The organism is Geomonas anaerohicana, from assembly GCF_016458305.1.
Classification (GTDB): domain Bacteria; phylum Desulfobacterota; class Desulfuromonadia; order Geobacterales; family Geobacteraceae; genus Geomonas; species Geomonas anaerohicana.
On the sequence record NZ_JAEMHL010000008.1, the window covers coordinates 110,970 to 137,387 of the forward strand.

The window sequence follows — 26,418 nt, forward strand, 5'->3', positions numbered from 1 at the left end:
TAGCAATATCAGCCGGGATGGCAAGAACGACTCCGGCAAAATTCACACCGCCACAGTCATATCCATTACGGTGAGAGCATCTGCCCCCTTATCGAGAGTACGCAGTGACGGTTTCCTCATTTCCTTCACATTACCTTCATAATCTGGAGGTACGGTATCTACATACGACAGCCGGAAGAGCCACCACTAAGCCTGATCCACAAAGGAGAACTGACATGAAAACACAGCTAAAGCAACTGGCACTGTTCACCTGCATTACCGCGTCGGCCGTTTTGGGGAGCCACAATGCCTTCGCCGGCTACGGCCCGATGGAGGGCGACGGCAGCAAAGGGTGCGTAGAACAGCAGGAAGACGGCGGGCGCCGGGGCATGTTCATGAAGATGGCCAAGGAGCTGGGGCTGTCCGACCAGCAAAGGCACGAGGCACGGGCCATCTTCGAGTCAGGCCGCACCAAGAACGCCCCGCTGTTCGCGTCCCTCAGGCACGAACGGCACGAATTGCAGGCCCTGGTCCGCTCCGGCAGCGCCGACGAAGCCGCGATCCGCGCCCAGTCGGCAAAAGTGGCGGCGCTGCAGGCTGACCTCGCGGTGCAAAGAGCAGCACAGAGCAGGCAGTTCATCGCCCTGCTGACACCGGAGCAAGCCGCCAAGTTCAAAGCCATGCGCGAAGCACGCCACCAAGGCCGGGGGCCGTCTCCCCGTCACAACCGATAACCGCACCAGGCGCTGCCGCCCCGGCTGCGGCGGCGCCTTCCCTCCAAGCCGTCTCCTGCTTACCAGCCACCTCCCCGGGTGCCGTACAAATTCCCTGCGCGTTGTGCATTACCCTCCAGTGGCGTAAAATAGCAGCTGTTCAAGGAGGTGTCACATGAGACTGCTGCGACCTATCTTTTTAATACTGTTCCTCCTCGTTGGCGCCTGCGCCACCTATCCCGATGTTCAGCAGCAACGGATGGCCGCCCTGCCGCAACACTACAAGCAATTCGACGTCCTCATGGGATATGAAGTGCTTCCTGCCGGCGGGCACACCGTCGTCCAGGGGGTCGTGAAGAACGTGCGCTACTTCCGGATGCGCAACCTGGAGATCTGGGCGGCGCAGTTGGACGACCGGGGCAAGGTCCGGGCCCAGGGGATGACCTTCATCATGCCGTCGGAGTTGGGGCTCGACGAGAGTGCGGACTTCAGCATCAAGGTCCCGGCGCCACTGGCTGCGGGGGACCGGCTCCGCATTACCTATAAGTACTTCGGCACCGATGGCGGCACCCACGGCCTTGGTGACGGCACCAACTGGATGCAGAGTTTCGAGACCACCATTCCGGCGCGGTAGCCGGCCGTTATGCACCAAGCGCGGCAACGTCTGCGGCATAGGGACAGGCAATGTTCAACAAGCGGGATGAAAAAAAGATCGTCGATGAGGTTAAGGCTCCCTCGCAGCGGGCCCGGGACCAGTACTTCCGCCTGATGGCGGAGCAGGTAAAGGATTACGCCCTGATCCTGCTCAACGCCAAGGGGGAGATCGTGTCTTGGAACACCGGCGCCGAGCGCATTACCCGCTATCTCGCCCACGAGATACTGGGAAGGCACTTCTCCGTGCTGCACCCCAAGGAGGAGATCCGTTCCGGAGCGCCGCATCGGGAGCTCTCCATCACGGACAGCATGGGGAGCCTCGAGTTGCAGGGGTGGCGTCTGCGTAAGGACGGCAGCCGTTTTTGGGCCGCCATCGCGTTGAACGAGTTCCGCGACGAGGACGGTGAGCGTGCCGGATACGTGCTGATCCTGCACGACAACACCGAGCGGCGCGCGTCCGAGGAGGCGATGGTGAAGAGCCGCACCATGTTGGAGCGTCTCTTTGAAACCGCACCCGACGCCATCGTGATAGTGGACGGCGGGGGTGTGATCAGGAAGGTGAATCAGCAGGCCGAGGTGATCTTCGGTTACATGCGCGAGGAGTTGGTAGGCCAGCGCATCGAGATCCTCATCCCCAAGCGTTTCCACAAGCGCCACCGCCAGCACCTGCACAACTACTTCGGCGATCCCAGGGCACGGAAAATGGGAATCGGACTGGAGCTGTACGGGCGCCATAAAAACGGCTCAGAAATCCCCGTCGACATCATGCTGAACCCCATCGAGGCGCAGGAATCGACCTGGGTTTTCGCTGTGATCCGCGACATCACCGTCCAAAAACAGGGGGAGGCGAAGATCATGGAACTGAACCTCGCCCTCAGGAACCAGGTGGAGCAGCTCGCCGCCACCAACCGCGAGCTGGAGTCGTTCAGCTACTCCGTCTCCCACGACCTGCGTGCGCCGCTGCGGCATATCATCGGCTTTGTCGATCTTCTGAACGCGAAGGCAGGTACGGGACTGGACGAGAAGAGCCGCCACTACCTCGACGTCATCGGCGGCGCGGCCAAGAAGATGGGGCTGCTCATCGACGACCTGCTGGCCTTCTCCAGGATGGGGCGCAGCGAAATGATGAAGGGATGGGTGGACCTGGGGCTTTTAGTGCGGGAGATCGTGGCCGATCTGCAGGGGGACCTGCAAGGGAGGGAGGTGCAATGGGATATCGCGCCGCTCCCGGTGGTCTTGGGTGACGCCGCCATGCTGCGCCAGGTGCTGATCAACCTGATCGGCAACGCCGTCAAGTTCACCCGGTCCCGCGCTACAGCCACCATAGCCATCGGCGCGGTGCAGCGGGAAAACGAGCAGGAGATCTACGTCAGGGATAACGGGGTCGGTTTCGACGAGGCGTACGCCAACAAGCTGTTCGGGCTGTTCCAGCGCCTGCACGCCAACGAAGAGTTCGAGGGAACCGGCGTGGGCCTCGCCATCGTGCAGCGCATCGTGCTCAGGCATGGCGGCAGGGTCTGGGCCGAAGGGGGAGTGGGCACAGGCGCCTGCTTCTGGTTCTCGCTGCCCAACAAGTTCGAGTGACCCCGTCACAGGAAGAAACGCCGGCTAAAGCTTGTTCCTGAGAGTTTCCTTCAATTCGAGGATCGCGAGGGTCTGCATGTACTCACCTAGAAAGTCGATGTTCTTAAACGCCACTCCTTCGCCGAAATAGTCGTCGATCTCATGGATAGCCTGCTTCATCAACTTCTGCCCCGGTGTCAATCTGGCCAGATCTGGGTTCATCGTTCGCTCCGCGTTCTGGAATGAGTGTTGGGCCGATGAGGTAATTCTAAAGTTCCAGCCCGTTGTGTCAACAACTCCGACGCTGAACGGTGAGGAGATTTGTCTTTACCCGCCGCCGCAATCGGGTTACCCTGTGCCGCATTCAACGTCATCCTGGCGGCCGCCTTACGCCGCCTTTGCAGCGCGAGCCGGCCACATGAAGATCCTGTTCGTCTCACTTTTCCTGCCGCAGCAGAAGGCCTACCATGCCGGGGGGCGCTACGTAAACGAACTGGTGCGGCGCCTGTCGCAGCACCACGAGGTCCACCTGGCCACCCGCCTCGAGCAGGGGGAGGAACCGCTGCTGGCGGAACTTGCCCCCTACTGCGCCGGCCTCCACCCTTTCAGCTATCCCCGCCTCCCCAAGCGCGGCCTGCTCGCCTCGCTGCGCCTGGCAGCCAACTACATTGCCTTCAGCCTCTTCGCCAACCGCCTGATCCAGCGGGGGGACTACGACCTGGTCCAGGTGGAATGGGTCGAGACTGCCGTCATGATCCGCCGCGGCAAGATACCGATGGTCCTGGACGCCCATGACGTCATCACCAAGCCCGCGTGGCGCTCTTACCTGCGCAGCCGGGGAGCGGCGCGCCTGGTACAGTGGGTCCGCTGGCGAGTGGTGCGCCTGCTGGAAGTGACCATAATGGCGCGTTTCGACCGGGTCTTCACCATGTCCGAGTTCGACCGCCGCTACCTGCTCGACCTCGCCCCGCGGTTGGCAGTGACCACCATCCCCATTCCCGCGGGGATGGATCTCACCACGAAGAGCTACCCGCGGGTACCGGGGCGGCTCCTGTTCCTGGCCTCCTACAAGTACCGCCCCACCAACGTCGAGGCCGCCCTCTGGTTCCACGAGGAGGTGCTGCCGCTGGTGCGCCGCGAGGTCCCGGAGGCGGAATTCGTCATTGCCGGCTTCGGGCCGCCGCCGCGACTGCAGGAACTGGCGCAGCGGGACAAGGGAACCGTGGTGACCGGGTTCGTGGACGACACCGATGAGCTCTACAAGAGTGCCAGCGTTTTCGTGGCGCCGATTCTAACCGGAGGCGGCATCATCGTCAAGGTCTTGGATGCCCTGGCAGCGGGCACCCCGGTGGTCACCACCCCCTTCGGCAACGAGGGGGTCGAGGCCGCCCCGGGAACGGACCTGCTCGTTGCCGATTCGGCGCAGGATTTTGCCCGGGCAGTGGTTACCCTGTTGCGTGACCGGGAGCAGGCAGAGCGGTTGGCCGCCAGCGGCGCTGCCTTCGTAGCCCGCAGCTTCAGTATCAGCGCCGTCCTGCAGCGGCTTGAGACCGCCTACCGCGAGCTCGCCGCCGACCCGGCAAAAGCCCCCCTCCAAGCCGCCCCTCGCACCTGAAGGCATCGGGCCCAGCACCTGCCCCCTGCCCCTGCAACCAAGGACGTTGAACGTCGACCGTTGAACGGCCGTTAGAAAAAGGGGTTGCCTCGCAGAAGGCGTCGTTGCTATAGTGCGCTGGCATTTTTCAGCGGGGGTGAGGCATGTCGGACTTGGAAAACCAGATGGGGCTGTTCGAACTGGCGGGGATAGTGGAAACGCCTACACCGCAAGCTCCGCCTGCAGCTGTACCAGCGCCGGCACCTGCACCCAAACCTGAGCCCAAGGCCCGTCCCACGCAGAGCCGTCAAGCGGTCACCGTTTCCCCCGCACCGAAGGCTGACGCTCCCGCGCGAGGCAGCAAGCGGGGACGCCTTCCCAAGGGTGCGGTCAAGGCGGTCTCGGGCCTGGTGCCGGAAGGGGACGTGCGGCTGACCGCCAACATCAGGCAGGACTTGCACCTCAAGCTGAAGATCGCCTCCGCCTACCGCAGAATCACCATCGGCGAGATCATAGAGGAACTGGTAGAGAAGTACGTCTGACCCTGCCGCCCCCCTCCCCGTCACCGCTTTTGCCCTTTCTCCTGTCCATCTTAAAAATCCATGCATTCGTACAGCCTGCACGTGGCGGAAAAACGAATCCCGAACCGGGCGGACCGATTCGGGATCTAAGGGAGGATGGCCACAGCGTTGGCTGCTTACTTGTCGTGGCAGGTTTTGCAGAGCGCACTGCCGTTGTCGCTCATCACCAGGTGACCTTTTTCTGTGTTCAGCGGATCGTGGCAGGAAAGGCAGCCGACCTTGCCGTTGACGAAGAGCATCTTGGTGTTGGAGCCGACGTCCTTGTAACCGCGACCGGCGGCGACGTAGGCATCGTAGGTCATCCCAACCGGGTGATCACTGGTGAAGGAATTTACCATCGACCTCCGGTCCAGCGGACGATCCCTCAGTTCGACGTTGATCTGGGAAGCACCGATACCGTCATGGCAGCTCAGGCAGCTCGCCGACAGCGAGTCGAGAGTACCCGTTGCCCTAGTGGTGCTCTGTTTCGTCAGCGCTTTGAAGATAACGGTGAGGCCGCCGGTAGGCTGGTCGTCGGAGTAATTAGCGGGAACGACGTTGCCATACATGTCGTCCACCGCGCCGCCGGCAGCGTAGGTCGAGCCGCGGACCTCGTCGACCTTGACCAGGTAATCCCTGCGGGCCTGCACCGAGTTCTGCAGCAGCAGCGTGTAGGCGCAGGTCTCGCTGTTGGCACTGGACCCCATGGTCCCGAAGGCACCGGCACCCTGGGCCAGGCCCAGGATCATCGCTGCCGCACATACCAACCCGGTCATCCTCTGCATCGCGCTTTTTTTGCTTTGTTCGGTTCTCATGGCCCACCTCCCGGTTCGTTACCAAACCAATTACAAGCGGGGTACCATTTGTGAACAAAACCGAAAAAATGTTATAAGATAGTATAATCATTGAGCTTATTTTTAAACACTCCAGAGAAGTTGATCATCTTTTTCAAAAACAAGCTGTGCAAGTGTTGAACATCTGAACAGGTGCTATTTGAGACTGATCAGGAAAGGCCCGCGGAACGGGGGACAGGCGAAGGTCAAGGATTGAACAGGGGCAGCCTACCGCTGGCAGCGAACAAGCAGCGATAGACACCAGGAAAGAAACAAGTGGCGTAAACAGTTTGAATTGCTGTGGCGACTGCAGGATTAGTGGTTGAAGTAAGCGTTTACTTGGTATAAGATGCGACAATCACACGTCTTGTATGGGAGTGGTAAGTTGCCCCGATTCTTTTGCCGCTTGATAACCGTTCTCAGCCTGTCCCTGTTATTTTCATCCCCTGGACATGCAGTGACCACACTACCGAAGACAGTGAAGCCGATTACTTCGATCGGCCTTTCTCCTGTTGTGGGCGGCTATTACTTTTCTTCCAACCAGTCACTGGATCCCGCTCCGACCTACGGCTTGAGACTGAGCTACGATCATATCGGCAGGGGGGTTGTCGACAGCATCGGCGTCGAGGCCACCTTCAACTACCTCAGCACCACCGCGAAAAACCAGGACAAGAAGGCAAGCGCCTACCTGTTCCGTACCGATGCCATCTACGCCTTTGATCCCAGGAGCAAATGGGTTCCTTTCCTGGCACTTGGTGCCGGTGGAATCTTCGTCGACCGTGAGGGGGTCAAGGACAACAGTCCGTTCCTCGACTTCGGCATCGGGATCAAGTACTACTTCGACGATTACCTTGCCATCCGGGCCGACCTGCGCCAGCTCATGGTCTACAAAAACGTCAACACCAGCAACGACTTCGAGTTGACCACCGGCCTGACCTACTACTTCGGCAAGGAGCGCAAGAAGAAGGGGCCTCCCCCGGCACCGCCCAAACCGCAGGCCGCGATACCGACCATCTCCGATGAAGAACCGGCACCCGTGCCCACGGTAACGCACGCACCCGTTGTCGCAGCACCGCCACCGGACATCCTTCAGCTTCTGGGGGCAACGGGGGCAGCGGCCCTCGGCCTCAACACCTTGCCGCCCCAGTTCCAGCCCGGTACGGCGTCCCAGGTCCAGCCGAAGGTTCCGGCCAAGGCACGCAGGTCCACGCTCAAGGAGATGCCGAAGGCTGCGCCTGCACCTGCACCGCCTAAGCCCAAAGTGCCCGAGGTTGCACCGGCTCCTGCCCCGGCACCGGCTCCTGCCCCGGCACCGGTACAGCCGCCTGCAACCGTGCAACCGGTTCCGGCACCGGCAGCGCCCCAGCCGGCGCCGCCGCAGCAGGAAGCCGCGCGCCAGCCGCAACGTTCGATCCGGACCCTGACCATCGAGTTCCTGTTCAGCAGCCCGGCGATTCGTCCGGTCTACCAGGCCCAGCTGGCGGCCTTCGCCGCTCTCATGAAGGCCAATACCGAGTCGACGGCTCTCATCGAAGGGCACACGGACAACGTGGGCGACAGCCGGTCCAACGTGGAACTGTCGCAGCAAAGGGCGCAGAACGTGAAGAACGAGCTGCTCAAGTATGGCGTTGACCCTGCCAAGGTCAGCATCAAGGGATATGGCTTCAGCAAGCCCCGGGCGAGCAACAAGACCAACGAGGGGCGGCAGAAAAACCGTCGCGCAGTGGTCACGCTGACCCTTGTCATCACCCAGTAACACGCACCACGACTACCGCCCATGGCGGCATGTCACCTTTTCCGGCTGAAGCCGGACCACTTTCACGAGGAGTTGTAAATGGAAACGATGAAGTCGCTTACCGCCGCAACTGCACTGACCATACTGGCTGCCTGCGCGGGTTGCTCCCTTCTACCCGGCCAGGCTGCCAAGCCCGTCCCATCCCCGACCCAGGGGATGACACTTCTCTCCGGAAAGGTCGTCGAGACCTTCGACGGGGGGGGATACACCTACGTCAACCTGCTGAAGGACGGTAAAAACACCTGGGTTGCCGCACCTGTGATGCAAGTCGTTGTGGGGCAGGAGCTGGAACTGCTCCCCGGCGCGGTGATGCCCAACTTCACCAGCAAGTCCCTTGGCCGCACCTTTGACAACATCGTCTTCTCGGGGGGGCTTCCCTCGCAACTGAACCCGCCGGCTAAACCGGCTGCCGGTGCAGCAGCAACCGCTGCGGCCGCTGCCGACAACGGCCCCGCTGAGGCTGAAGAAGCCATTCTGGCCGGCACGGTAATCGAAACCATCACCGCCAGCAACTACATCTACCTGCGCATCGAGAAAGACGGGAAAGCGTCCTGGGCGGCAGTGCCGAGGACCGACATCGCAGTCGGCGACGAAGTCGAACTTGCCCCGGGAACGCCCATGGGTGAATTCAGCAGCAAGACCCTGAACCGCACCTTCAACTCCATCTACTTTGCCGGAGGAGTCGAGGTGACCAAGAAGAGCGCAAAAGCGCCGGCGGCGCCGCAGGCGAAACCGGCCGCAGCTGCGCCTGCCGCCACCGCGGCCACGGCCGCTGACGCCAACAGCTCGCCGCTCCCTTCCGGGCATCCCAAGATCGATGCAGCCGAGATGGACAAAGCCGTGGAAAAGGCTGCTGCGGCAGCCGCGGCAGCAGCAGCGGCTCCCATCACCGGCAAGGTGATCGAGACCGCCAATGCCGGCGGTTACACCTACATCTGCGTCGAAAAAGATGCCGTGAAGACCTGGGTCGCCGTCCCGCCCATGGAGGTGAAAGTCGGCGAAGAGGTAGCCCTCAACCCCGGCAACGTGATGACCAACTTCTCCAGCAAGACCTTGAATCGCACCTTCGATAAAATCATCTTCTCCAGCGGCCCTGCCGCTAAATAACCGATTTATAGTCACAAAGCTGTCAGGGGGCGGAGATTATCTCCGCCCCTATTTTCATGTGCCCCGGTCCGTCGCGCCGCGCCCGCGGCAGCGTCGCAGGGGACCGTCCCCCGCTGACCGCTTATCCCACCAGCCGCGAAATCACCAGCCCGCCCAGTCTATCTCTTTGAAAAATATAATGTTTTTAGCAAACCAGCCTTCTTGACAACCTGTGTCGCCCCTTTATTAATTACCCGTATGAATTCAGACTGAATTGTAATGAAGGGGGTGTTACGGGCAATCTCGGGAACGGAGGGTTCGTATGGCTAAGAAGTTGCTGCTGTTGCTTTCCGCTTTGCTGCCTGTCACCGTAGCAGTCGTTTGTTGGAGCGCCACCACCTGGCAGTTGCAAACCAAGCTCGCCAGCGCCGGCGGCTCGCTCCAGGTGAGGGACAAGGTCCCGCAAACCACCGCCGGCATCACCGCGTACAACAACTTCACGACGTCGGCTCCGGTACCGGTGACCGTCACCGCCAACACCGGCTACAAAATCTCCTCGCTCACCAGGAACGGGACCGCCGTCCCGGTCGGCAACTACACCTCGCACTACGTCACCACCTTCCAAAAAAGTGGCACCACCCAGGCGCTGGTGGCTGGATTCACCGCGCAGCAAGTGACCGTGACCGCCCTGGTGTCCGGGCCGGGAAGCATCACCCCTGCCAGCGCCAGGGTGAGCTACGGCGGGAGCGCAATCTTCACGAGCAGCCCCAACGCCGCCGGCTGCTATCTCACCTCGGTCACCGGCGGGAGTGTTACCGACCTCAGCGGTGCCCCGGTCCCCCTCCCCTACTCCCGCTCGGTCAAGATTACGGCCAGTAACGTCATCGCACCTCGTACCGTGACCGCCAACTACGCCTCCTACAGCGTCAACGCGGGCGTTGACCAGCTGGCCCAGAAGAACTTCACCGTGCAGCTTTCCGGAACCCTGGTCGGCGGCGGCACCCCATCCTGGAGCCAGGTCTCAGGCCCCACCGTGTCGCTGACCGGTGCGGGGACGCTTACCCCGAGCTTTGTACCGCCGGCGGCGGGGACCTACCAGTTCCGGCTCACCCAGTTCGTCTCCGGCGTCGCCGTTGCCTCGGCCACCACCCAGGTCACCGTGGTCGATTCCCTGGTGAACGACATGCGCCTTCGTTGCATGGGGTGCCACGGCGGCACCGGGGTTTTCCCCACCCCGTATGTCTTCCCGGGGTGGTCCTCGTCGCGTCACGACTCCGCCGGGGTCTCCTGCGTCACCTGCCACACCGATGGCGCCATGCCGACACCGGTCAACTCATCCACGGTCGATGCCAACACCTTTGCCTACCGCTCCGGCGCGGGCAGCTTCTGCCTCAACGGCAGCTGCCACCAGCCAGGCACCACACACCGTAGCATCGGCATGCCCTGCTCCGGGTGCCACGGCAGCTACCGGAACCACAACCCCGCGACTACCTTTGCCGCGGCACTGAATGCGTGCTTCTCCTGTCACGGCGCGCCCAACTCCACCCATTACCAGGTGAAAAGCAGCCTTGCCGCAGGTGACTGCCTGACCTGCCATCCCCCGGCCGGGCACAACCCGGTCCCCGATGTGACGGTGACCCCGGCGCATTTCAACGGCTACACCTCCTACGCCAATCCATCCTATGCCGCGGCCTACGTGACCCCGGTCACCGCCTGCGCCGACTGCCATGCAGGGGGCAATCCCAAGGGGAGTGCGGACAAGACACTGGTGCAGTTCCGTACCGAGTGGGCGGCTTCCGGCCACGGCAACGGCAACGCTGCCCCCTGGAAGAACTCGGCCCACTTCAACTGGAAGAGCGCCGGCACCGCCGGGGCCTCGGCCAAAGAGAGCGCCGGCGTGGCGACCGACTGCCAACGCTGCCACAGCGCCTCCGGCTATCTCAGATTCACCCTCTACACGAGCATCGCGCCGATCGCATCCACAGCCGATCGCTACAGCGAGCCGCTGACCTGCAACGCCTGCCACCAAAGCGGCGACTTCGCCGCCCCGCGTGCCGTCTCCGCACGCAGCGGCTACTACAGCTACTCCGGCGCTGCCACGGGAAGGGTCGAGGTCACCACAGCCTATCCCGATGCCGGGAGGTCCAACATCTGCCTGGGATGCCACGTCGGCCGCCAGTCAGGTGCTACCGTCCAGGCGCTTGCCCAGGCAACGGCACAAAAGAGCTACTCGGGCGCCTTCTGGCGCAACCTCCCCTTCGTCGACGCCCACTACCTCTCCGCCGGCGGGCAACTGTACGGCGCCACCGGTTACCACTATCCCGGCCTTTCCTACGGCAATGCCGGCGTGAACCACGTGGCCATCGGCGGCACCGGTGCCGGCCCCTGTGTCGCCTGCCACCTTCCCGGAAGCTCGCACACCCTCTCGGTCGCCGCAGCGAACTTCACGCTCTGCAACAGCTGCCACATCGACGCAGGCACGGTGAGCGCCTCTTTCCTGGCCCAGCGCGGCGACGAGTTCGCAGCGGCGCTGAAGGCGTTGGCCGCGGCCCTGGCTGCCAAGGGCTTCACTCCGCTCACCGACGCCGGCGGCAACCCGCAGTACCCCTACTTCGGCACGACCAACTGGGGCGGACACGGCGACGGGCCGGGCAACATGGGAGCCGCCTTCAACTACAACCTGCTGGTACACGACCCGGGTGCCTTCGCCCACAACCCCGCCTACGCGAAGCGCCTGGTACGGGATTCCATCGACTTCCTGACTTTTGGCAGCGTGGACCGCGGTCGCGACCTGAGTGCCACCATCGAGAGCCTGCTCAATGCGAGCGGCGATAGGGAAAGGGCCTCAGCTTTCCTCTCCCAGGCCGGAAGCGGCGCTTCCGCCTGCCAGGTCTGCCACCAGGCGGCCACCGATCCATTAACCGGCGGCAACATCATTGCCGACTACGGCGCAAGCAAGCACGCCAAGAACGCCGCAGGCGCCGCCTGCGTCTCCTGCCATGCGCCGACCGCCACCAATGCCCATCCCAACGGGGAGCCGATGCAGAAGGCAACCGCAGAGATCAACCCGAAGTGCCTCAACTGCCACCCCGTGCACCCCTGGCCCAGCGAAGGGATCTGCACCAACTGCCATAACGGCCATCGCCTGAAGGCGGTGCTGCCGGCGCCGCACCTGGCCAACTTCTCCACGGCCCAGTTCGTCACAGCCGAGGTGAGGTGCGACAAGTGCCATTACGTCGCCGTCAGCCCGGGCGTTGACAGCTTCGTGCTGCTGCAGGAGCACCGCGACTGGGCCAGGAGCGCCAAGGGTGACTACCGTGCCGCGGCGCTCACCAGCTTCGACTTCAAGACCATGGGAACCACCGGGGCCTCCCCCGCCACGACCGTGCAAAAGGATTGTGTCCGCTGCCATACCACGACCGGCTTCAACAAGTATGTCAACTCCGGATTCACCGACATCGCTCCGTTTGGTGTCCCCGGCGACGCACCCGACGGCGACCGCACCCGCGAAATGATCGGCTGTCCTGCCTGCCACGCCCCGACCCCGTTCACCCCCAAGTACGGCAGGCTGAGTGTCGGCATCGTGGACGACAGCACCGGCACGCGGGACGTCAGATCCTGGTACAACTATTCCTCGGCGGCCACGGGGAAGATCATCCGCTCGAAACTCTTCCTCGACGTCAACGCCTACGAGATAGGCGACTCCAACATCTGCATCACCTGCCACGCCGGCAGGGTGGCCGGCGACTTGATCAAGCAGACCACCACCAACACCACGACCGGCGTGGTCAGTTGCTCGTCGGTCCCCTCCATCGTCTGCCGCATCGGTAACAACAACCTCGCGAGCGGGCTGATCAACGATTTCTGGGGGAGCGTCGACTTCATCGATCCCCACGGCGGAGTCGCCGCCAACATGATCTATCCCGACAACCTGCGCCCGGGTTACGAGTTCCGCGCATCGGCATCCACCACCGCCCATGGCAACGTCGGCATGACTGCCGCCAAAGGTCCCTGCGTCGGATGCCACATGAGCTCGCCTTCCGCCAGGCACGCCTTCACCGCCTTGTCCACGGCAAGCAACGGCGTGATCGGGGCCATCAGGAGCGAGGCCTGCGCCACCTGCCACGGGATTACCGCCCTGGCGATCACCCCGACCCTGCTGCAGGAGAAAAAGGAGGGGTACCAGGCAGCTATCGCCTTCATCGCCACCCAGCTCTCGGCACAGGGGATCCATTACAACCGGGACAAATATCCCTACTTCTTCACCACCGGCATAATCGCCGAACAGTCACAGTCAACCCGCGTCACGAACTGGAACAAGTCCGCCACGTACCGGGGCGCCCATCTGATGGGGGCGGCGTTCAACCTGAGGCTGCTGGACTCTGGGAGTGGCTGGGTCCACAACGGCGTCTACGCCAAGCGGCTCCTCTACGACACCATCGACTACCTGGACGACGGACTACTAAACGACACCGTGGTCATTACGGCTGCTGGGCAGGGGTTCTTCGCCTACGTCACCCCGCGGCGCTAGCCGGGGCCGGAACCGGTAACAAAAAAGAGAAAGGGGTAAAAAACGCAAAGAAGGCTTCGAGGAATTCCCCCGAAGCCTTCTTTTTGCGAAAAAAAGCAGTCACGCAAAGCACCCGAAGCAGGCGCGAAGTACGCCAGGAAAGCCTTTCGGGTTTCCTTTGCGCTCTTCGCGGATACTTGGCGCTCTTTGCGTAACCGCTTTTAAGATCTCTTTTTAGCCTTTCTTGTTCTCTTCCTTCAGGTCATCAACCTGCTTTCTCAAAAGCGCCACTTCCTGGGCGAGGTTGTGGTTGCTCTCGGAGAGCCTGGAAAGGGTGACGGAGTGCCCGATGGCCACCAGCAGCAGGAACAAAACGCCGACCAGGAACAACAGGGAGGGAGGGTAATAGATACCGATGGCAAGGGCCGCGACCTCGAGGATGCGGCGCGACACGGTGAGGAGGATGACGAAGACGGAGGTGCACAGCCAGAGCAGGGCGTACTTCTCACGCAGGCGACGCTCCCTGACCAGCCAGACCACGAAGCAGAAGATGCCGACGCTGAGCCCCAGCGACGCAATTTTGGTTAAATCCACAGGTTATGATTCCCCGACGAGGTCCCTGCCGCGCATGGCGTCCACCACCATCGCCAGCGTGACCTTCAGCATGTAGTAGGCGGACTTTCTCCTGGTGATGGAAGAATGCCCGGAAAGCCTGCCCCGCATCAGCACCGGGACCTCCACCACGCGCAGCCCGTTGCGTGCGGCGGTGATGATCGACTCGACCTCGGGGTAGTCGTCGGTGTAAAAACGCGAGAAAAGGCGGATGGTCGTCTTCCCGTAGCAGCGAAACCCTGACGTCGGATCGTGAATCGCCTTCCCTGCCAGGCAGCGGATCAGGCAGTGAAAGATGCGCGAACCGATGAAGCGGGTGATGCCCATCTTGTAGCCGCCGGGCAGAGTGCGCGAACCGATGACCAGGTCCGCCTCCCCCTTTTGCACCAGTTCGAGGATCTTGAAGACCTGGTCGCCTCGGTGCTGGCCGTCGCCGTCGAACTGGATGGCCATGTCATAGCCATGCTCGTAGGCATACCTGAGCCCCGTCTGTACGGTGCCGCCGATGCCGAGGTTGAAGGGATGGCTGACCACTTCGGCGCCGAGGCTCTTGGCAATAGCGGCGGTATCGTCGGTCGAGCCGTCGTTCACCACTAGGATGTCACCGCGAAAAGACTTGAGATCCTCGATGACTGCCGTGATATTACGGGCCTCGTTGTAGGCCGGTATTATTGCAAGAATCCTCATATCCCCACCTGTGCCAACGCCATATGGCGTGAAAAAAAGCCGAAAACGGATCGTTTCTGAGTGAATACAAGATCCGCACCAACTTTATAGGCACAACACTGGAGATAACGCTTGCCAAGCGACCCGATACTAATATAAATATCGGGCCGGTAGCAATTAAAAAAAATACAGAGAGAGAACGGAGAGCCTCCGGCAGGGCGTTATGCTGTAGAACCTCGACGCTATGCCGTTCTCTTTTTCCCGCCGCTTGATACATTGAGTCTAACGGAGCAGTCGTGCGCGTATCCGTCATCATCGTCAACTGGAACGGCCTTGGTCATTTGCCGGAATGCCTGGACAGCCTGCAAGAGCAGACCTTCAGGGATTTCGAGATCATCGTCGTGGACAACGGCTCCAGCGACGGCTCCGTCCCCTACCTGAAGCAGCGTCCGGAGCTCAGGCTGGTCCCGCTCCAGGAAAACGTGGGGTTTGCCGCCGGCAACAACGCCGCCCTCCCCTTCGCGCAGGGGGAGTACCTGGTCACCCTGAACAACGACACCAAGGCGGAACCCGACTGGCTGGAAAAGCTGGTGGCGGTCGCCGACCGGCACCCGGAGGCGGGGATGGTGGGATGCCGGATCCTGAGCTATCAGGAACCGGAGCGGGTGGACTCGATGGGAATGGCGATCTGCAGCGACGGCATGTCCCGCGGCAACTTCCGGGGGAGATGCTTTGCCGAGCTTGCCGTCGAGGACGAAGCCGCCATCCTGTTCCCTTCCGCCTGCGTCGCGCTGTACCGGCGCGCCATGGTCGACGAGATCGGTTTCTTCGACGGCGACTTCTTCGCCTACTGCGAGGACAGCGACCTGGGGCTGCGGGGACGGCTGGCCGGGTGGCAGGCCGTCCTGGCCCGCGACGCCGTGGTGTACCACAAATACTCCATGACCGCAGGCTCGCTCTCCCCTTTGAAGCTCTACCTTGTCGAGCGCAACCATTTCTACGCGGTGCTGAAGAACTTCCCCCTGATGCTGCTCCTCGCACTCCCCCTGTGCACCCTGCTGCGCTACCTGGTACAGGCCAGGGTGGTGCTGCACGGCAAAGGGACCGGAGGGGAGTTCATGACCAGCGGCAGCAGGAACGAGTGCGTTGTCGCCCTGATGCGGGGGATACGGGACGCCCTGCTTGCCCTCCCCACCCTCGCCAGGAAACGCACCGAGGTTATGCGGCACAAAAAGCTTTCCACCCGGCAAACGCTGCAGCTGCTCAGGCGCCACCACCTCACCTTCCACGAACTGCTCGACGTGCAGGACGACTGAATCCCCCTCCCTCGCTTCTCAGCCACCGGCCTTTGCTGCCGTCATTCCTCCTCCATCGTGGAGAGGTCGCCGGCATCGGTGCCGAGGTAGCGTGCCTTGAGAACCCGGCGCATGATCTTGCCGCTTTTGTTCTTGGGAATCCTGTCGACGACGAAGATCTCCTGGGGTGTCGCTATGGTGGACGCCTTGTTGGAAACGTGCAGCCTTATCTTCAGTTCCAGTTGAGGGGAGTAGACGCAGTTGTCGTGCAACGCGACGTAGGCCACCACCTTCTCGAACAGCAGATCGTCCGGCGCCCCGATGACACCCGACTCCGCGATTTCCGGGATTTCCAGCAGGGCGCTTTCCACCTCGAAGGGGCTCACCAGGTGCCCCGCCGTATTGATCACGTCGTCGCTGCGCCCCATGAACCAGAAATAGCCGTCGGCATCGCGGTAGGCGGTGTCACCCGAATAGTAGTAGCCGCCGCGGAACTTCTGACGGTACACCTCGTCGTTGTTCAGGTAGGTGACGAACATCGACGGCCATCCGGGCTTGACGCAGAGGTTCCCCTGTTCGCCGTCCGGCACCGGCTGGCCGTCGTCGGCGATGATGGCCGCCTCGATGCCTGGGGAGGGTTTTCCCATGGAGCCGGGGCGCACCTCGATGCCGGGGCGGTTGGCGATCATGATGGCGCCGGTCTCGGTCTGGAACCAGGTGTCGTAGATGTCCCGGTCCAGGGTGCGGCGCGCCCAGTGGATCACCTCGGGATTGAGCGGCTCACCGACGCTGAAGATATGCCTGAGGGTGGAGAGGTCGCACCGGGCAAAAAGTTCGGGCTCTTCCTTCAGGAGCATGCGCAGCGCGGTCGGCGCCGAGTACCACACCGTTATCTTTTCCCGTTCCAGGATGTTGAACCAGTGCTCGGCGTTGTAGCCGCCGCCGAAGTGCACCTGTGTCACCCCGATGCTCCAGGGACCGATGATGCCGTAGGAGGTCCCGGTGACCCACCCCTGGTCGGCGGTGCACCAGTAGATGTCGTCCTCGCTGAGTTGCAGCACCTCTCGCGCCGTCAGGTGCTGGGACAGGATGCTGCCGTGCACATGCTGCACCCCCTTGGGTTTTCCCGTCGACCCAGAGGTGTAGTGCAGCACCGAAGGGATGTCGTGCGCGGTAATCGGCGCGATAAAACGCTCCGACGCCTGCTCCATCAACCTGCGGTAGCTCAGGATGTCCTCGGACTGGTGCTCATCCATGTCCGCCACGATCACGTAGCGCAGATGCGGCAGCTGGTCCCGGATGCGCCCGATCTTCTTGAGGAAGCTCTTCTTGGTAATCACCCCCCTGGCCTTCGAGTCCCCGAGCCGGTCCAGCAGGGCCTCCTCGCCGAAGTTGGAAAAGAGCGTCCCGGCGACGGCCTGCAACTTCAGCGTGCCGAGGAAGGCGAAGAACTGCTCAGGCATCTTGGGCAGGAAGGTGAAGAAGATGTCTCCGGGGTGGAACCCCAGGGCGGCAAGGACGTTGGCGAACCTGTTGCTCTGCTCATCGAGTTGGGCAAAGGTGTAATCGGTCTGTTCCATGTGCTGCGAGATCCAGCGCATGGCGACCTTCTCGCTCCTGCCGAGATCGCATTGGTGGCGGGTGCAGATGTGACCTATATTGTGCTGCCCATCAACGATCATGTTTCGGTGTCTCCTTGCCTGTGCGGTAAATTTGTTGCCCACGCTGACAGCGCCCCACCGTATTAGCAGATTGCAAATCCGATATCAACAGGGACTAACGAAGCGAACGTGAAGGACTCCTCCGTCTGATAGCGGCTCCACCTAGCCATGGCTGCCGGAGCATCAGGTACAGGCGCTCTGAATCTGAGTTGACAGAGAGCATGCAAGGGGCGTATATTGCGCCAGCTATAGGCTGAAATTACAGAGGTTTACCATGTCCAGCATAAAGATGTTCTTCGCCTTTTTAAAAGAGTTGCTTGGCAGTAGCCATATAATCCTGGAACTGACCAAAGCCGACTTCAAGAAAAAGTACCTCGGGTCATACCTTGGCATCCTCTGGGCCTTTGTCCACCCGGCCGTGTACATCGTAGTGGTCTGGTTCGTATTCGAAGTAGGGTTCAGATCGCAGCCGCTTGCAAATTTTCCGTTTGTGCTGTGGATGTTGACAGCAATAATGCCCTGGTTCTTCTTCAGCGATTGCCTGCAAAGCGCCACTACCAGTATCATTGAAAACGGCTTCCTGTTGAAAAAGATGGTTTTCAGCATGGGAATGCTGCCAATAATCAAAATACTGTCTGCACTTATAATCCATGCATTCTTTGTGCTGGTCATATTTATAATGTTCATGCTGTACGGTTTCCCTCCGAGCTTGTACAACTTGCAAGTTTTTTATTATCTCTTCTGCACCATTGCACTCCTGCTCGGCCTAACCTGGCTGACGTCATCATTGACTCTTTTCTTGAAAGATACTCCACAAATCGTGACCATGATACTGCAGCTGGCTTTTTGGATGACGCCGATTTTCTGGTCCACCAAAAACCTTTCGAACCATACGCTCAACCTGATCAAGCTCAACCCCATTTACTACATCGTCGAGGGATACCGGGAAAGCTTCATCTACAAGACGTGGTTTTGGCAAAGCCACTACATGCTGACCCTATACTTTTGGTGCGTTACCGGATTCTTTTTCGTAATCGGTGGTCTTATCTTCAGAAGATTGAGACCGCATTTTGCTGACGTCATATGATCGGAACTCACATGAATAACGATACTGCTATTAGCGTAGACAACGTCTCCAAGATATACAAGCTATACCAGGACCCATTTGACCGTATAAAGGAGGCGGTCAATCCATTCGGCAAGAGCTATCATAAAGATTTTTATGCACTCAACAACGTCAGCTTTGAGATAAAAAAAGGAGAGACCGTAGCAATAATCGGCAAGAACGGCTCGGGGAAGTCGACCCTCTTAAAGCTCATTACTGGAGTGCTGACGCCGAGCAGCGGGAAAATTGGGGTAAACGGAAAAATCTCTGCCTTGCTTGAGTTAGGTGCCGGGTTCAATCCGCAACTGACCGGGATCGAAAACCTTTATTTCAACGGAACCCTGATGGGCTATAGCCGCGACCAGATGGATTCTTTGTTGGATGACATTCTTAGTTTTGCAGACATAGGGGATTTTGTTTACCAGCCGGTGAAAACGTACTCCAGCGGCATGTTCGTGCGCCTTGCCTTCGCACTCCAGTCGAATATCAACCCCGATATTCTCATTGTCGACGAAGCATTGTCTGTCGGCGACCTCTTCTTCCAGAAAAAGTGCTACAACAAGATTGGAGAGCTTATAGAAAAAGGGGTAACACTACTTTTCGTCTCTCATAGCGAAGAGATGATCCGAACTCTCACTTCGCGAGCGGTCCTGCTGCACCATGGCCGAATTCAAACTATCGGGGCCCCTGCTGAAACTATCATTGAATACAGGAAGCTTCTGCACGCTGATGAATCTGCCTATCTGGCGACTCAAGCAGGCAGGCACTACTCCTGTAACCCTAAGGCGCAGGCCGTCGAAAATGCCGAAGTCATGCCCGAAGCCCCCTCAGGAGGATCGTTCGGCAACCATCAGGCAGAGATTGTGTCGGTATCAGTTACCGACGAACGCGGCAATGCCTGCACAGCGCTCTACCCGGGCGATTTTTTCACCATTAAGATATGCTGCAGGCTCAACATGAATCTGACACATCTAAACGTCGCCTTCAGGATAAGGAACAAGGAGGGAATCAAAATAACCTCTTGGGGAACTCTGAATGACGACATAAAGAAGTGGAATGATGGAATCACCGGTGGCTTCTGGGAAACCTCGTTTAGTGAGGGGGACACCGTTACCGTTTCTTTTTCCGGAAAGTGCACCTTGGGGCCCAATCTTTATGAAATCCAGGCAACCGTAACCGAAGAAGCAGACAAGTATTACACGGCACAGCACGTGCTGCACTGGAAAGACGAGGCCGCGTTCTTCAAGGTGCTCCATAAGCCTCGCGAGTACGTTTTCGGCGGGATCTGTGACCTTCAGTTGGATTGTCGGGTAGGACAGTGACCATGACCAAAGTAGCGCTTTTCAACGACACCGGCAATTTCCCGCACGTTGGCTGCCTGGCCGTCTCCCAAGCTCACGACAAGATGCTTAGAAAAGCGGGCGCAGAAATAACCCACCGCCACTTTGTCACCGAACTCAAGGACCTGTGGCGCGGCAGTGTCGAGGCCAGTGCCGATGCCGTGCGAACATCTGCAGTCAGCAGGGAGATGGAAGAGGTGGATGCCGTCATTGTGAACGGCGAAGGGACCATACACCATGGAGCAGGCCTTCACCTGCTGGCGCTCCTCAAGCATGCCCAACTGCTAAAAAAACGTACGTTCCTGGTGAACTGCGTCATCCAGGATTGCATCTTCTATCACGACGTCATGCGCGACTTGGACGATCTGACCGTTCGCGACGCGCACTCCCTCTCGTACCTTGCCGATGCAGGGGTTCCAGGCAGGGTCGTGTTGGACTCAATCCTCGAAGCCGATTTCAAAGCAGAGCCTACCGTCGATTTTAAGAACAAAATCGTAATCACCGATTTCCACCACTCGATGATTGACGTGGGTGCGGCCCTTAAGAAACTGCAGGATGAGTTACAGGACGAGGCCGTATATTACCCCCTCGAAGACAAGCTGAGGTTTGATGACTGGCAACACTTTGTTGCAAACCTGAGGACGGCAAGACTTATCGTCACAGGAAGACACCATGGAGTATACCTGTCAGCATTGGCTAAGCGCCCCTTTGTCGCACTCCCGTCCAACACATGGAAGATAGAAGGAACCCTTTCGCTGTTTGGCGAGAGGATTAATGTACTTACAGACTATCGGGGCCTGGTTAAGGCCTGTGAAGATGCAGTGAGCAACCGCTCCCTCTATGACGATTTTTCGGATTTTTTGCAACAACAAAGGCCTCTTACTACTTTTCGCGGAGTCCCCACCCACTCAGGCTCCTCTTTCGCACGATTCATCAAGAACATATTCCTGAGAGCGTAAAGTGAATGTACTTTTTTACATCGAGCCCTTAATAGAAAAAAACGACCCCATTTGGAAGGCCGGGTGGCTCAAGTATTGTTGTGGAAACATCATCAAAACGTTGAACGCCTCCGGCGCTGACTTCTCGTTCCTGCTGGCCTTGAACGAACCGTTGGCGTCCGTTCAACTTGATTTCGCATCCCCCAAGATCGTTTTCACACAGCAAGAACTGCTGGCTCCATTCACACAGGGATACCTGGAGGCGACCATATGCTGGTACAAAGAGTCGTATAGCGCCGCGCAGATGTCTTATTACGTAGACCTCATGCACCACAAGATCGGGGCCTTCGTACCTGACATCATAATCACTTTTTCGCCGGCACCTTTTCTCAAGACTGCCTATCCATCCGCCCTCCTGCTGCACCACGAATATTCCATTTTCTCGAGATCGCCTTACCCTGAGTCCTGGTTTTTGGACCCTTGTGGGATGTCGGAAACCTCATTCCCCAACCGGTTCAAGCTGCCATGCGATACGACCTTGGACAAAGACCAAAGCGCATTGCTGAAGGCATTCAAGCGCACATGCATCGAGGTGATGGATAAGACTTCGCCTTTCAAGGCGATCATGGCAAAAGAAAGGAAGCGGTTCCAACACCTGGTGCTGCTTCCTTTGCAGGATTCTTCTTATTATTCCTTTGACGGAATAGTGGACTTCAGGTCCCAGTACGACTTTCTGGTTCATGTCCTGGAACATGTTCCGGCAGACATCGGTGTAGTTGTAACCATGCACCCCGACTACCAGGCTATAAAACCATCTGCTTTTGAGTACCTGAGAAACAAGTATGAAAACTGCATATTCCATCCGGAATTTTGCCAGTACAATTCCGTTTCACAGTTTCTGGTCGCGGAGACAGACGCGGTAATTACCGTTTCCAGCACTGTGGGATTGCAGACGGCCTTCTTCGACAAAAAACTTTGCACCTTTGGCAACGCGTTCAGCTTTCTCGCCGGATGTACGTCCTTGGCCGACCTTCCCTCATACCTCGCGAGCCCCCCTTCCGATAATGACGGGATCCTCAACTGGATCGTGACAAGATATGCCATACAAAAGCAGGACATGCTGTCCCCTGACTGGTTGTCCTCGTTCCTGGTTCGCTCGTTGCAGCGTTTCCGTGACAATGGCGGCATCACGGAAGATTTTTACGACGTCATCACCCCCCCCGAAAGTATCTACAGCCGGCTGATACAGCACATGGAGAAGCAGGTGCCGGCTCTCCCGCAACTGGCACGCACCACCACCATTCCGTACGCCCAGTTGTATTTTGATACGGGGACGGGTTTTAGCGAGGCGCTATCTCTGAAGCTGTCAATTGGCAGCGACAACCGCCTTACATCCCTTAAGTTCAAACCCGCGCCGTCAGAGCCAGTACGCTCCTTGCGATTCGACCCGCTCAATGACTACGTGAGCCTCGAGTTGCTGGAAATGTACGCCGTGACACCAGGTGGACCGATTCCCTTAGCCGTGCAGTCCACCAACGCGGTCCTGCGCAGGGAGGCAATCTACCATTTCAACACCCTGGACTCGATCTTAGAGATTGCATGCCCAGGCCTTGAAATCGAAGAAGTGGTCATACACCTCAAGTACCTTTGCACAGGGCACAAGGCCTTGGCCCACATCATCGACACGTGCAGCGAGCAAGAGAACCATTTGAGATCGTTACAGATTTCGGTGGAGCAAGGCAACAGGCGCATAACCGAACTGGAAGCATCACTCGGACAATCTGAAGTGCACGCCACCCGCTTGATGGAGTCGCTCGTCAGGGCCGGCGAAACCACAGCAGCTCTTAGGCTTGAGGCAAACGCCAAAGACCGAACCATTGAAACGCTGAAAGAAACGGCAGCGGCCTGCCATCTGCAACTGGGACACCTGGAGAACACGGCCCAAGACCAGAAGCACCAGATTGCACATCTGGAAGAGGCTGTTGCGCACCAAAATCATCAGGTCGAACAGCTGCAAAAGACGCTCGCACAGTTGGAGCACGCAGCCGGGGTGCGAGAGCATGAAGTCGAACAGTTGCAAAAGGCGCTCGCACAGTTGGAGCACGCAGCCGGGGTGCGAGAGCATGAAGTCGAACAGTTGCAGGAGGCGCTGGCGCAATCGCAACACACGGCGGAATCCCGCAAGCATGAAGTCGAACAGTTGCAGGAGGCGTTGAGTGCAAGCGAAGAGTCGCTCAGCGAATTGCAACGTGAGCTAAAAGCGACCCGGCAGGAGAGAGCACATCTACAAGCAGCCTTATCCCACCACCAGGCGACCATGATGCAGGCGGATGAGATATTGGCACAAGAAATCGCCGCAGTAGAAAAATACAGGCATGACGCCGAAGAGACAATCGCCACACTGCGTGCAGACATAGAACTCAGAGACGACACAATTCGCCAGAGAAATGAATTGATCAACGTTCTGGGCTCAGAAGCTCGGGACCAGCGCCAACGCATAGAGGACCTGCTCGCCTCAGCAAGCTGGAGAGCAACCGCCCCTCTTAGAAAGATTTACGGTCTATTGCGGAAACAATAAAGACACGCGGAGCTGTCACACTTACATCGGGACTCTGCAGTCTTGTCATTTTTTTATTTTTACCCTATAAAGTCTTAGTCACTTCGACTCTAAGGAGGAATATCATGCGCAACAAATTGCCCCTCATACTCGCAACTGCGACCATTGCAGCAGCCCTTGCCTCAACGGGATGCAAACAGGAGCCTGCCAAGGAAGCGGCACAGACTCCGGCTCCTCAGACGGCCCCCGCTGCAGCACAGGCCTTGGTCGAATACGGTTACGAGACTGACAACGGCAAGTGGTCTCCGAACGGGGCTACGGTGAAAGTAGAGCAGTCCACGGCAGCCAAGAAGTCAGGCAATGCCAGCCTCAAAGTCAGCGGGACCTCTGGGGAGGGGAAATGGAACTTCGCCTTCTCGCCCAAGTTCCCCCTGCAGGCAGGCAAGAAGTACAAGCTGACCGCTTACATGATGGTAGAAGGGACTAAACCGGCGTCCTTCCCCCCTCTGCTTAAGTGCGGTATCTATCAGGACAATAAATTCCTTTCCAACGCCTTCACCAAAACCTATGACCTGAAAAAGGGCGGGTGGCAAGAGCTCAGCGTCACATTCGATGCTCCTAGCGATGCGACACAGGGGTTCATCGCAGTCGAGAAGGGGACCGACAAGCCGGTTGAAGGCACCATCTACATTGACGATGTAAAGTTTGAAGCGCTGTAACATCTGCCGTAGCTAAGAGGGGTGGTCCTTCTGCGGCCACCCCGCATGCAAGCCTCATGGAGCCGTCAATGTTCAGCCCCCGTCTAATAGCTTTGTACTTGCCGCAGTTTCACCCGATTCCAGAAAACGACCAGTGGTGGGGAAAAGGCTTTACGGAATGGACCAATGTAGCTAAGGCAAGGCCGCTCTATCTGGGCCATCAACAGCCGTGCCTGCCCAGCGACCTCGGCTTTTACGACCTGCGCGTCCCCGAGAGCCGTGAAGCCCAGGCAGAACTGGCCCGGGCGCACGGCATCGAAGCGTTTTGTTATTGGCACTACTGGTTCGGCGGTGGCAAACGGCTTCTCGAGCGCCCCTTCAACGAGGTGGTGGCCTCAGGTTCACCGGATTTCCCCTTCTGCCTGGCTTGGGCGAACCACACGTGGTCGGGAATATGGCACGGCTGCCCCGACAAGGTCCTTATCCAGCAGACCTACCCGGGGCAGGAAGATATCACCGCCCATTTCTACGCCCTGCTTGCCGCCTTCAAGGATCCCAGGTACCTCAAGGTCGACGGCAAGAACATCTTTTGCATCTACAAGCCACGTGACCTGCAGCAACCACAACTTTTCATGGATACGTGGAGGAAGCTGGCCGTGAAGGAGGGACTGGAGGGGTTTTACTTCATCGGGATGCTCGACTTCCCTTGGGACGTCCCCGATGACGGCTATGATGCATTTACCACAAACCCTCCCGTGTCGATGCTGACCAACCAGGACGTGCCTTCACTGCAGGAAGAATTCGCCGCGGCAACGCTCAGGATGCGCTTTTTCACGAAGGAAAAAACCAAGCTGCCGCAAATCTACAGCTACGAAAGTTTCGTGCAAAACGCCTTTCCCCAGAAGGTTCGCGGCGACAACTTTTTCCCTTGCGTGGTGCCCAACTGGGACAACACCCCCAGATCGGGGTCGAACGGCTTCGTGCTGCAAGACTCCACCCCCGAGCTCTACGCCAGGCATCTCCAGGAAGCTATCGGCATCGTAGCCTCCAGAGCGCCGGAACACCGCCTGATCTTTGTAAAATCCTGGAATGAGTGGGCGGAGACCAACTACCTGGAACCCGACCAAAGATGGGGGCATGGCTACCTGGAAGCAACACTTGCCGCTGTCACGTCATCGAGGCCATAGTGCACAACAACAATACCCGAATACATCTCATTACAAAGAATTTCGCCCACCATTCGAGGTTTTCGGGGTACGACCGGCTTCTCGAGTTTCTGCCCAACTCTCCGTTGCGGAATCTGCCCATCGCCCGCTTGGTCGGGAAAGCGAAGAAAGACGAGATGATCGCGCAATGTCCTGCGCGCTGGGACCATTATGGCCTGGAAGAAATAAACAGGGAACTGGACATACTCTATACCCCTTACCTCTTCAGAAAACACATTTTGCACTTCCTGTATGGCGAAAACACCTTTTGCTACTGTTCCGATTTCAACAGGAACAAGAAGGTCCTGTTGGCAACATACCACCAGCCTGAAGCTTGGTTCTCTTCCTCTGGCATGGAACGGTATGAGTATTTCACCGGAAACCTGAAAAAACTTGACGGTGTCATTGCAGTATCAAACGACCAACGGGATTTTTTCCGCAATTTCAACCCCAATGTCTTCTGCGTACATCATGGCATCGATGTCGACTTTTTCTGTCCAGGCGCACCCGAAGAACGAGACCCGACTCTCTGCCTTTTCGTTGGAAACTGGCTCAGGGACTTCGAGACTCTGAAACAGTGCAGCCTCATACTGAAAAGCGCCGCCCCTGACGTCAAAATACAGGTCGTGACCCCTGAAAAGAACCGCCCTCTTCTGGAGGGAGCTGCGGTGGAAATCTTCTCCGGCATAAGCGACACCGACTTAAGGGAAAAATACAGAAAAGCCTCGGTGGCACTGCTCCCTCTGCAGGACTGCACGGCAAACAACTCTGCACTGGAAGCCATGGCCTGCGGTCTGCCGATCGTGGTCAGCGATATAGGCGGAATCCGCGACTACGTGCAAGAAAGCTTCGGGGTGTTTTGCGCTCGCGGCAATGCAGAAGAAATGGCTCACGCGATTATCGCCATGCTGAGTGACAGCCACAGGCGGACTGAGATGGGAGCAGCGGCTAGAAAATGTGCCGAGGACTCGTTCGCATGGCCTGTAGTAGCTCGGAAGATGCTCGAGGTTTACGAGCACTTCCTCAAAGACTGACCCAAATTGGGGTGAACAAG

At 58.9% G+C, this 26,418-nt stretch carries 21 protein-coding genes and 1 pseudogene; 17 read left to right on the forward strand and 5 right to left on the reverse strand.

Annotated features, from left to right (window positions below):
• Positions 1-215: 215 nt before the first annotated feature.
• The 3 genes from JFN91_RS15190 to JFN91_RS15200 all read left to right on the forward strand — a co-directional run bounded on the left by JFN91_RS15190 (position 216) and on the right by JFN91_RS15200 (position 2,930).
• Complete coding sequence (locus JFN91_RS15190; protein WP_199390034.1) at positions 216-713, forward strand: Spy/CpxP family protein refolding chaperone; 498 nt, start codon at positions 216-218, stop codon at positions 711-713.
• 154 nt (positions 714-867) lie between these two features.
• Complete coding sequence (locus tag JFN91_RS15195; RefSeq protein WP_199390035.1) at positions 868-1,326, forward strand: hypothetical protein; 459 nt, start codon at positions 868-870, stop codon at positions 1,324-1,326.
• Positions 1,327-1,376: 50 nt separating this feature from the next.
• The gene (locus JFN91_RS15200) at positions 1,377-2,930 is read left to right on the forward strand and encodes a sensor histidine kinase (RefSeq protein WP_199390036.1); all 1,554 of its coding nucleotides are present in this window, start codon (positions 1,377-1,379) and stop codon (positions 2,928-2,930) included.
• Between the two features lie 24 nt (positions 2,931-2,954).
• Here JFN91_RS15200 and JFN91_RS22300 read toward each other — a convergent pair whose 3' ends face one another.
• Positions 2,955-3,089, reverse strand: coding sequence for a hypothetical protein (locus JFN91_RS22300; protein WP_268898711.1), 135 nt, complete (start codon positions 3,087-3,089; stop codon positions 2,955-2,957).
• Between the two features lie 238 nt (positions 3,090-3,327).
• On the opposite strand from JFN91_RS22300, the gene JFN91_RS15205 reads away from it, so the two are divergent.
• Both JFN91_RS15205 and JFN91_RS15210 read left to right on the forward strand, forming a co-directional pair.
• Entirely contained in the window at positions 3,328-4,524 is a 1,197-nt protein-coding gene (locus JFN91_RS15205; protein ID WP_199390037.1) for a glycosyltransferase family 4 protein, read from the forward strand.
• A 143-nt stretch (positions 4,525-4,667) separates the two neighbouring features.
• Entirely contained in the window at positions 4,668-5,045 is a 378-nt protein-coding gene (locus JFN91_RS15210; RefSeq protein WP_199390038.1) for a hypothetical protein, read from the forward strand.
• 155 nt (positions 5,046-5,200) lie between these two features.
• Here the strand turns inward: JFN91_RS15210 and JFN91_RS15215 are convergent, their stop codons facing one another.
• Positions 5,201-5,878 (reverse strand): cytochrome c3 family protein, encoded by a 678-nt coding sequence (locus tag JFN91_RS15215; RefSeq protein ID WP_199390039.1) that lies wholly within the window; start codon positions 5,876-5,878, stop codon positions 5,201-5,203.
• A 475-nt stretch (positions 5,879-6,353) separates the two neighbouring features.
• Between JFN91_RS15215 and JFN91_RS15220 the strand changes: the two genes are divergently transcribed.
• The 3 genes from JFN91_RS15220 (at position 6,354) to JFN91_RS15230 (ending at position 13,308) form a co-directional block, all read left to right on the forward strand.
• A complete protein-coding gene (locus JFN91_RS15220; RefSeq protein WP_199390040.1) occupies positions 6,354-7,652 on the forward strand; it encodes an OmpA family protein in 1,299 nt (432 codons plus the stop codon).
• 78 nt (positions 7,653-7,730) lie between these two features.
• Positions 7,731-8,798 carry a hypothetical protein gene (locus tag JFN91_RS15225; RefSeq protein ID WP_199390041.1) on the forward strand — a complete coding sequence of 356 codons (1,068 nt, stop codon included), beginning with the start codon at positions 7,731-7,733 and terminating at the stop codon, positions 8,796-8,798.
• A 301-nt stretch (positions 8,799-9,099) separates the two neighbouring features.
• Positions 9,100-13,308, forward strand: coding sequence for a PKD domain-containing protein (locus tag JFN91_RS15230; protein WP_199390042.1), 4,209 nt, complete (start codon positions 9,100-9,102; stop codon positions 13,306-13,308).
• 213 nt (positions 13,309-13,521) lie between these two features.
• Here JFN91_RS15230 and JFN91_RS15235 read toward each other — a convergent pair whose 3' ends face one another.
• Both JFN91_RS15235 and JFN91_RS15240 read right to left on the reverse strand, forming a co-directional pair.
• Positions 13,522-13,881, reverse strand: coding sequence for a DUF2304 domain-containing protein (locus JFN91_RS15235; protein ID WP_199390043.1), 360 nt, complete (start codon positions 13,879-13,881; stop codon positions 13,522-13,524).
• 3 nt (positions 13,882-13,884) lie between these two features.
• A complete protein-coding gene (locus JFN91_RS15240) occupies positions 13,885-14,586 on the reverse strand; it encodes a glycosyltransferase family 2 protein (RefSeq protein WP_199390044.1) in 702 nt (233 codons plus the stop codon).
• A 275-nt stretch (positions 14,587-14,861) separates the two neighbouring features.
• Here JFN91_RS15240 and JFN91_RS15245 point away from each other — a divergent pair, with 275 nt between their 5' ends.
• Positions 14,862-15,881, forward strand: a complete 1,020-nt coding sequence (locus JFN91_RS15245) for a glycosyltransferase family 2 protein (RefSeq protein WP_199390045.1) — start codon at positions 14,862-14,864, stop codon at positions 15,879-15,881.
• A gap of 41 nt (positions 15,882-15,922) precedes the next feature.
• On the opposite strand, the gene JFN91_RS15250 is transcribed toward JFN91_RS15245, so the two are convergent.
• On the reverse strand, positions 15,923-17,542 hold the full coding sequence (locus JFN91_RS15250; protein WP_199390046.1) for an AMP-binding protein: 1,620 nt from the start codon (positions 17,540-17,542) through the stop codon (positions 15,923-15,925).
• 253 nt (positions 17,543-17,795) lie between these two features.
• On the opposite strand from JFN91_RS15250, the gene JFN91_RS15255 reads away from it, so the two are divergent.
• The 8 genes and pseudogenes from JFN91_RS15255 to JFN91_RS22400 all read left to right on the forward strand — a co-directional run bounded on the left by JFN91_RS15255 (position 17,796) and on the right by JFN91_RS22400 (position 26,398).
• A complete protein-coding gene (locus tag JFN91_RS15255; RefSeq protein ID WP_199390047.1) occupies positions 17,796-18,608 on the forward strand; it encodes an ABC transporter permease in 813 nt (270 codons plus the stop codon).
• A gap of 146 nt (positions 18,609-18,754) precedes the next feature.
• Positions 18,755-19,135, forward strand: a pseudogene (locus JFN91_RS22500) (ABC transporter ATP-binding protein); the annotation flags it as partial.
• Positions 19,130-19,948 (forward strand): Wzt carbohydrate-binding domain-containing protein, encoded by an 819-nt coding sequence (locus tag JFN91_RS22505; RefSeq protein ID WP_407932182.1) that lies wholly within the window; start codon positions 19,130-19,132, stop codon positions 19,946-19,948. The pseudogene JFN91_RS22500 and the gene JFN91_RS22505, both read left to right, overlap by 6 nt.
• A 2-nt stretch (positions 19,949-19,950) precedes the next feature.
• Entirely contained in the window at positions 19,951-20,925 is a 975-nt protein-coding gene (locus JFN91_RS15265) for a polysaccharide pyruvyl transferase family protein (protein WP_199390049.1), read from the forward strand.
• Position 20,926: 1 nt separating this feature from the next.
• Positions 20,927-23,482 (forward strand): capsular polysaccharide export protein, LipB/KpsS family, encoded by a 2,556-nt coding sequence (locus tag JFN91_RS15270; RefSeq protein WP_199390050.1) that lies wholly within the window; start codon positions 20,927-20,929, stop codon positions 23,480-23,482.
• A 104-nt stretch (positions 23,483-23,586) separates the two neighbouring features.
• Complete coding sequence (locus tag JFN91_RS15275; protein ID WP_199390051.1) at positions 23,587-24,180, forward strand: carbohydrate binding domain-containing protein; 594 nt, start codon at positions 23,587-23,589, stop codon at positions 24,178-24,180.
• Positions 24,181-24,248: 68 nt separating this feature from the next.
• Positions 24,249-25,346, forward strand: coding sequence for a glycosyltransferase WbsX family protein (locus JFN91_RS15280; RefSeq protein WP_199390052.1), 1,098 nt, complete (start codon positions 24,249-24,251; stop codon positions 25,344-25,346).
• Positions 25,346-26,398 carry a glycosyltransferase family 4 protein gene (locus JFN91_RS22400; protein ID WP_199390053.1) on the forward strand — a complete coding sequence of 351 codons (1,053 nt, stop codon included), beginning with the start codon at positions 25,346-25,348 and terminating at the stop codon, positions 26,396-26,398. Before JFN91_RS15280 ends, JFN91_RS22400 begins: the two co-directional genes overlap by 1 nt.
• Positions 26,399-26,418 lie beyond the last annotated feature (20 nt).

Coding starts and splice junctions, on each gene's coding strand:
- JFN91_RS15205 (WP_199390037.1), top strand. CDS start 3,328: ATGAAGATCCTGTTCGTCTCACTTTTCCTGCCGCAGCAGAAGGCCTAC.
- JFN91_RS15230 (WP_199390042.1), top strand. CDS start 9,100: ATGGCTAAGAAGTTGCTGCTGTTGCTTTCCGCTTTGCTGCCTGTCACC.
- JFN91_RS15225 (WP_199390041.1), top strand. CDS start 7,731: ATGGAAACGATGAAGTCGCTTACCGCCGCAACTGCACTGACCATACTG.
- JFN91_RS15190 (WP_199390034.1), top strand. CDS start 216: ATGAAAACACAGCTAAAGCAACTGGCACTGTTCACCTGCATTACCGCG.
- JFN91_RS15275 (WP_199390051.1), top strand. CDS start 23,587: ATGCGCAACAAATTGCCCCTCATACTCGCAACTGCGACCATTGCAGCA.
- JFN91_RS15215 (WP_199390039.1), bottom strand. CDS start 5,878: ATGAGAACCGAACAAAGCAAAAAAAGCGCGATGCAGAGGATGACCGGG.
- JFN91_RS15195 (WP_199390035.1), top strand. CDS start 868: ATGAGACTGCTGCGACCTATCTTTTTAATACTGTTCCTCCTCGTTGGC.
- JFN91_RS15250 (WP_199390046.1), bottom strand. CDS start 17,542: ATGATCGTTGATGGGCAGCACAATATAGGTCACATCTGCACCCGCCAC.
- JFN91_RS15280 (WP_199390052.1), top strand. CDS start 24,249: ATGTTCAGCCCCCGTCTAATAGCTTTGTACTTGCCGCAGTTTCACCCG.
- JFN91_RS15240 (WP_199390044.1), bottom strand. CDS start 14,586: ATGAGGATTCTTGCAATAATACCGGCCTACAACGAGGCCCGTAATATC.
- JFN91_RS15200 (WP_199390036.1), top strand. CDS start 1,377: ATGTTCAACAAGCGGGATGAAAAAAAGATCGTCGATGAGGTTAAGGCT.
- JFN91_RS15210 (WP_199390038.1), top strand. CDS start 4,668: ATGTCGGACTTGGAAAACCAGATGGGGCTGTTCGAACTGGCGGGGATA.
- JFN91_RS15255 (WP_199390047.1), top strand. CDS start 17,796: ATGTCCAGCATAAAGATGTTCTTCGCCTTTTTAAAAGAGTTGCTTGGC.
- JFN91_RS15265 (WP_199390049.1), top strand. CDS start 19,951: ATGACCAAAGTAGCGCTTTTCAACGACACCGGCAATTTCCCGCACGTT.
- JFN91_RS22300 (WP_268898711.1), bottom strand. CDS start 3,089: ATGAAGCAGGCTATCCATGAGATCGACGACTATTTCGGCGAAGGAGTG.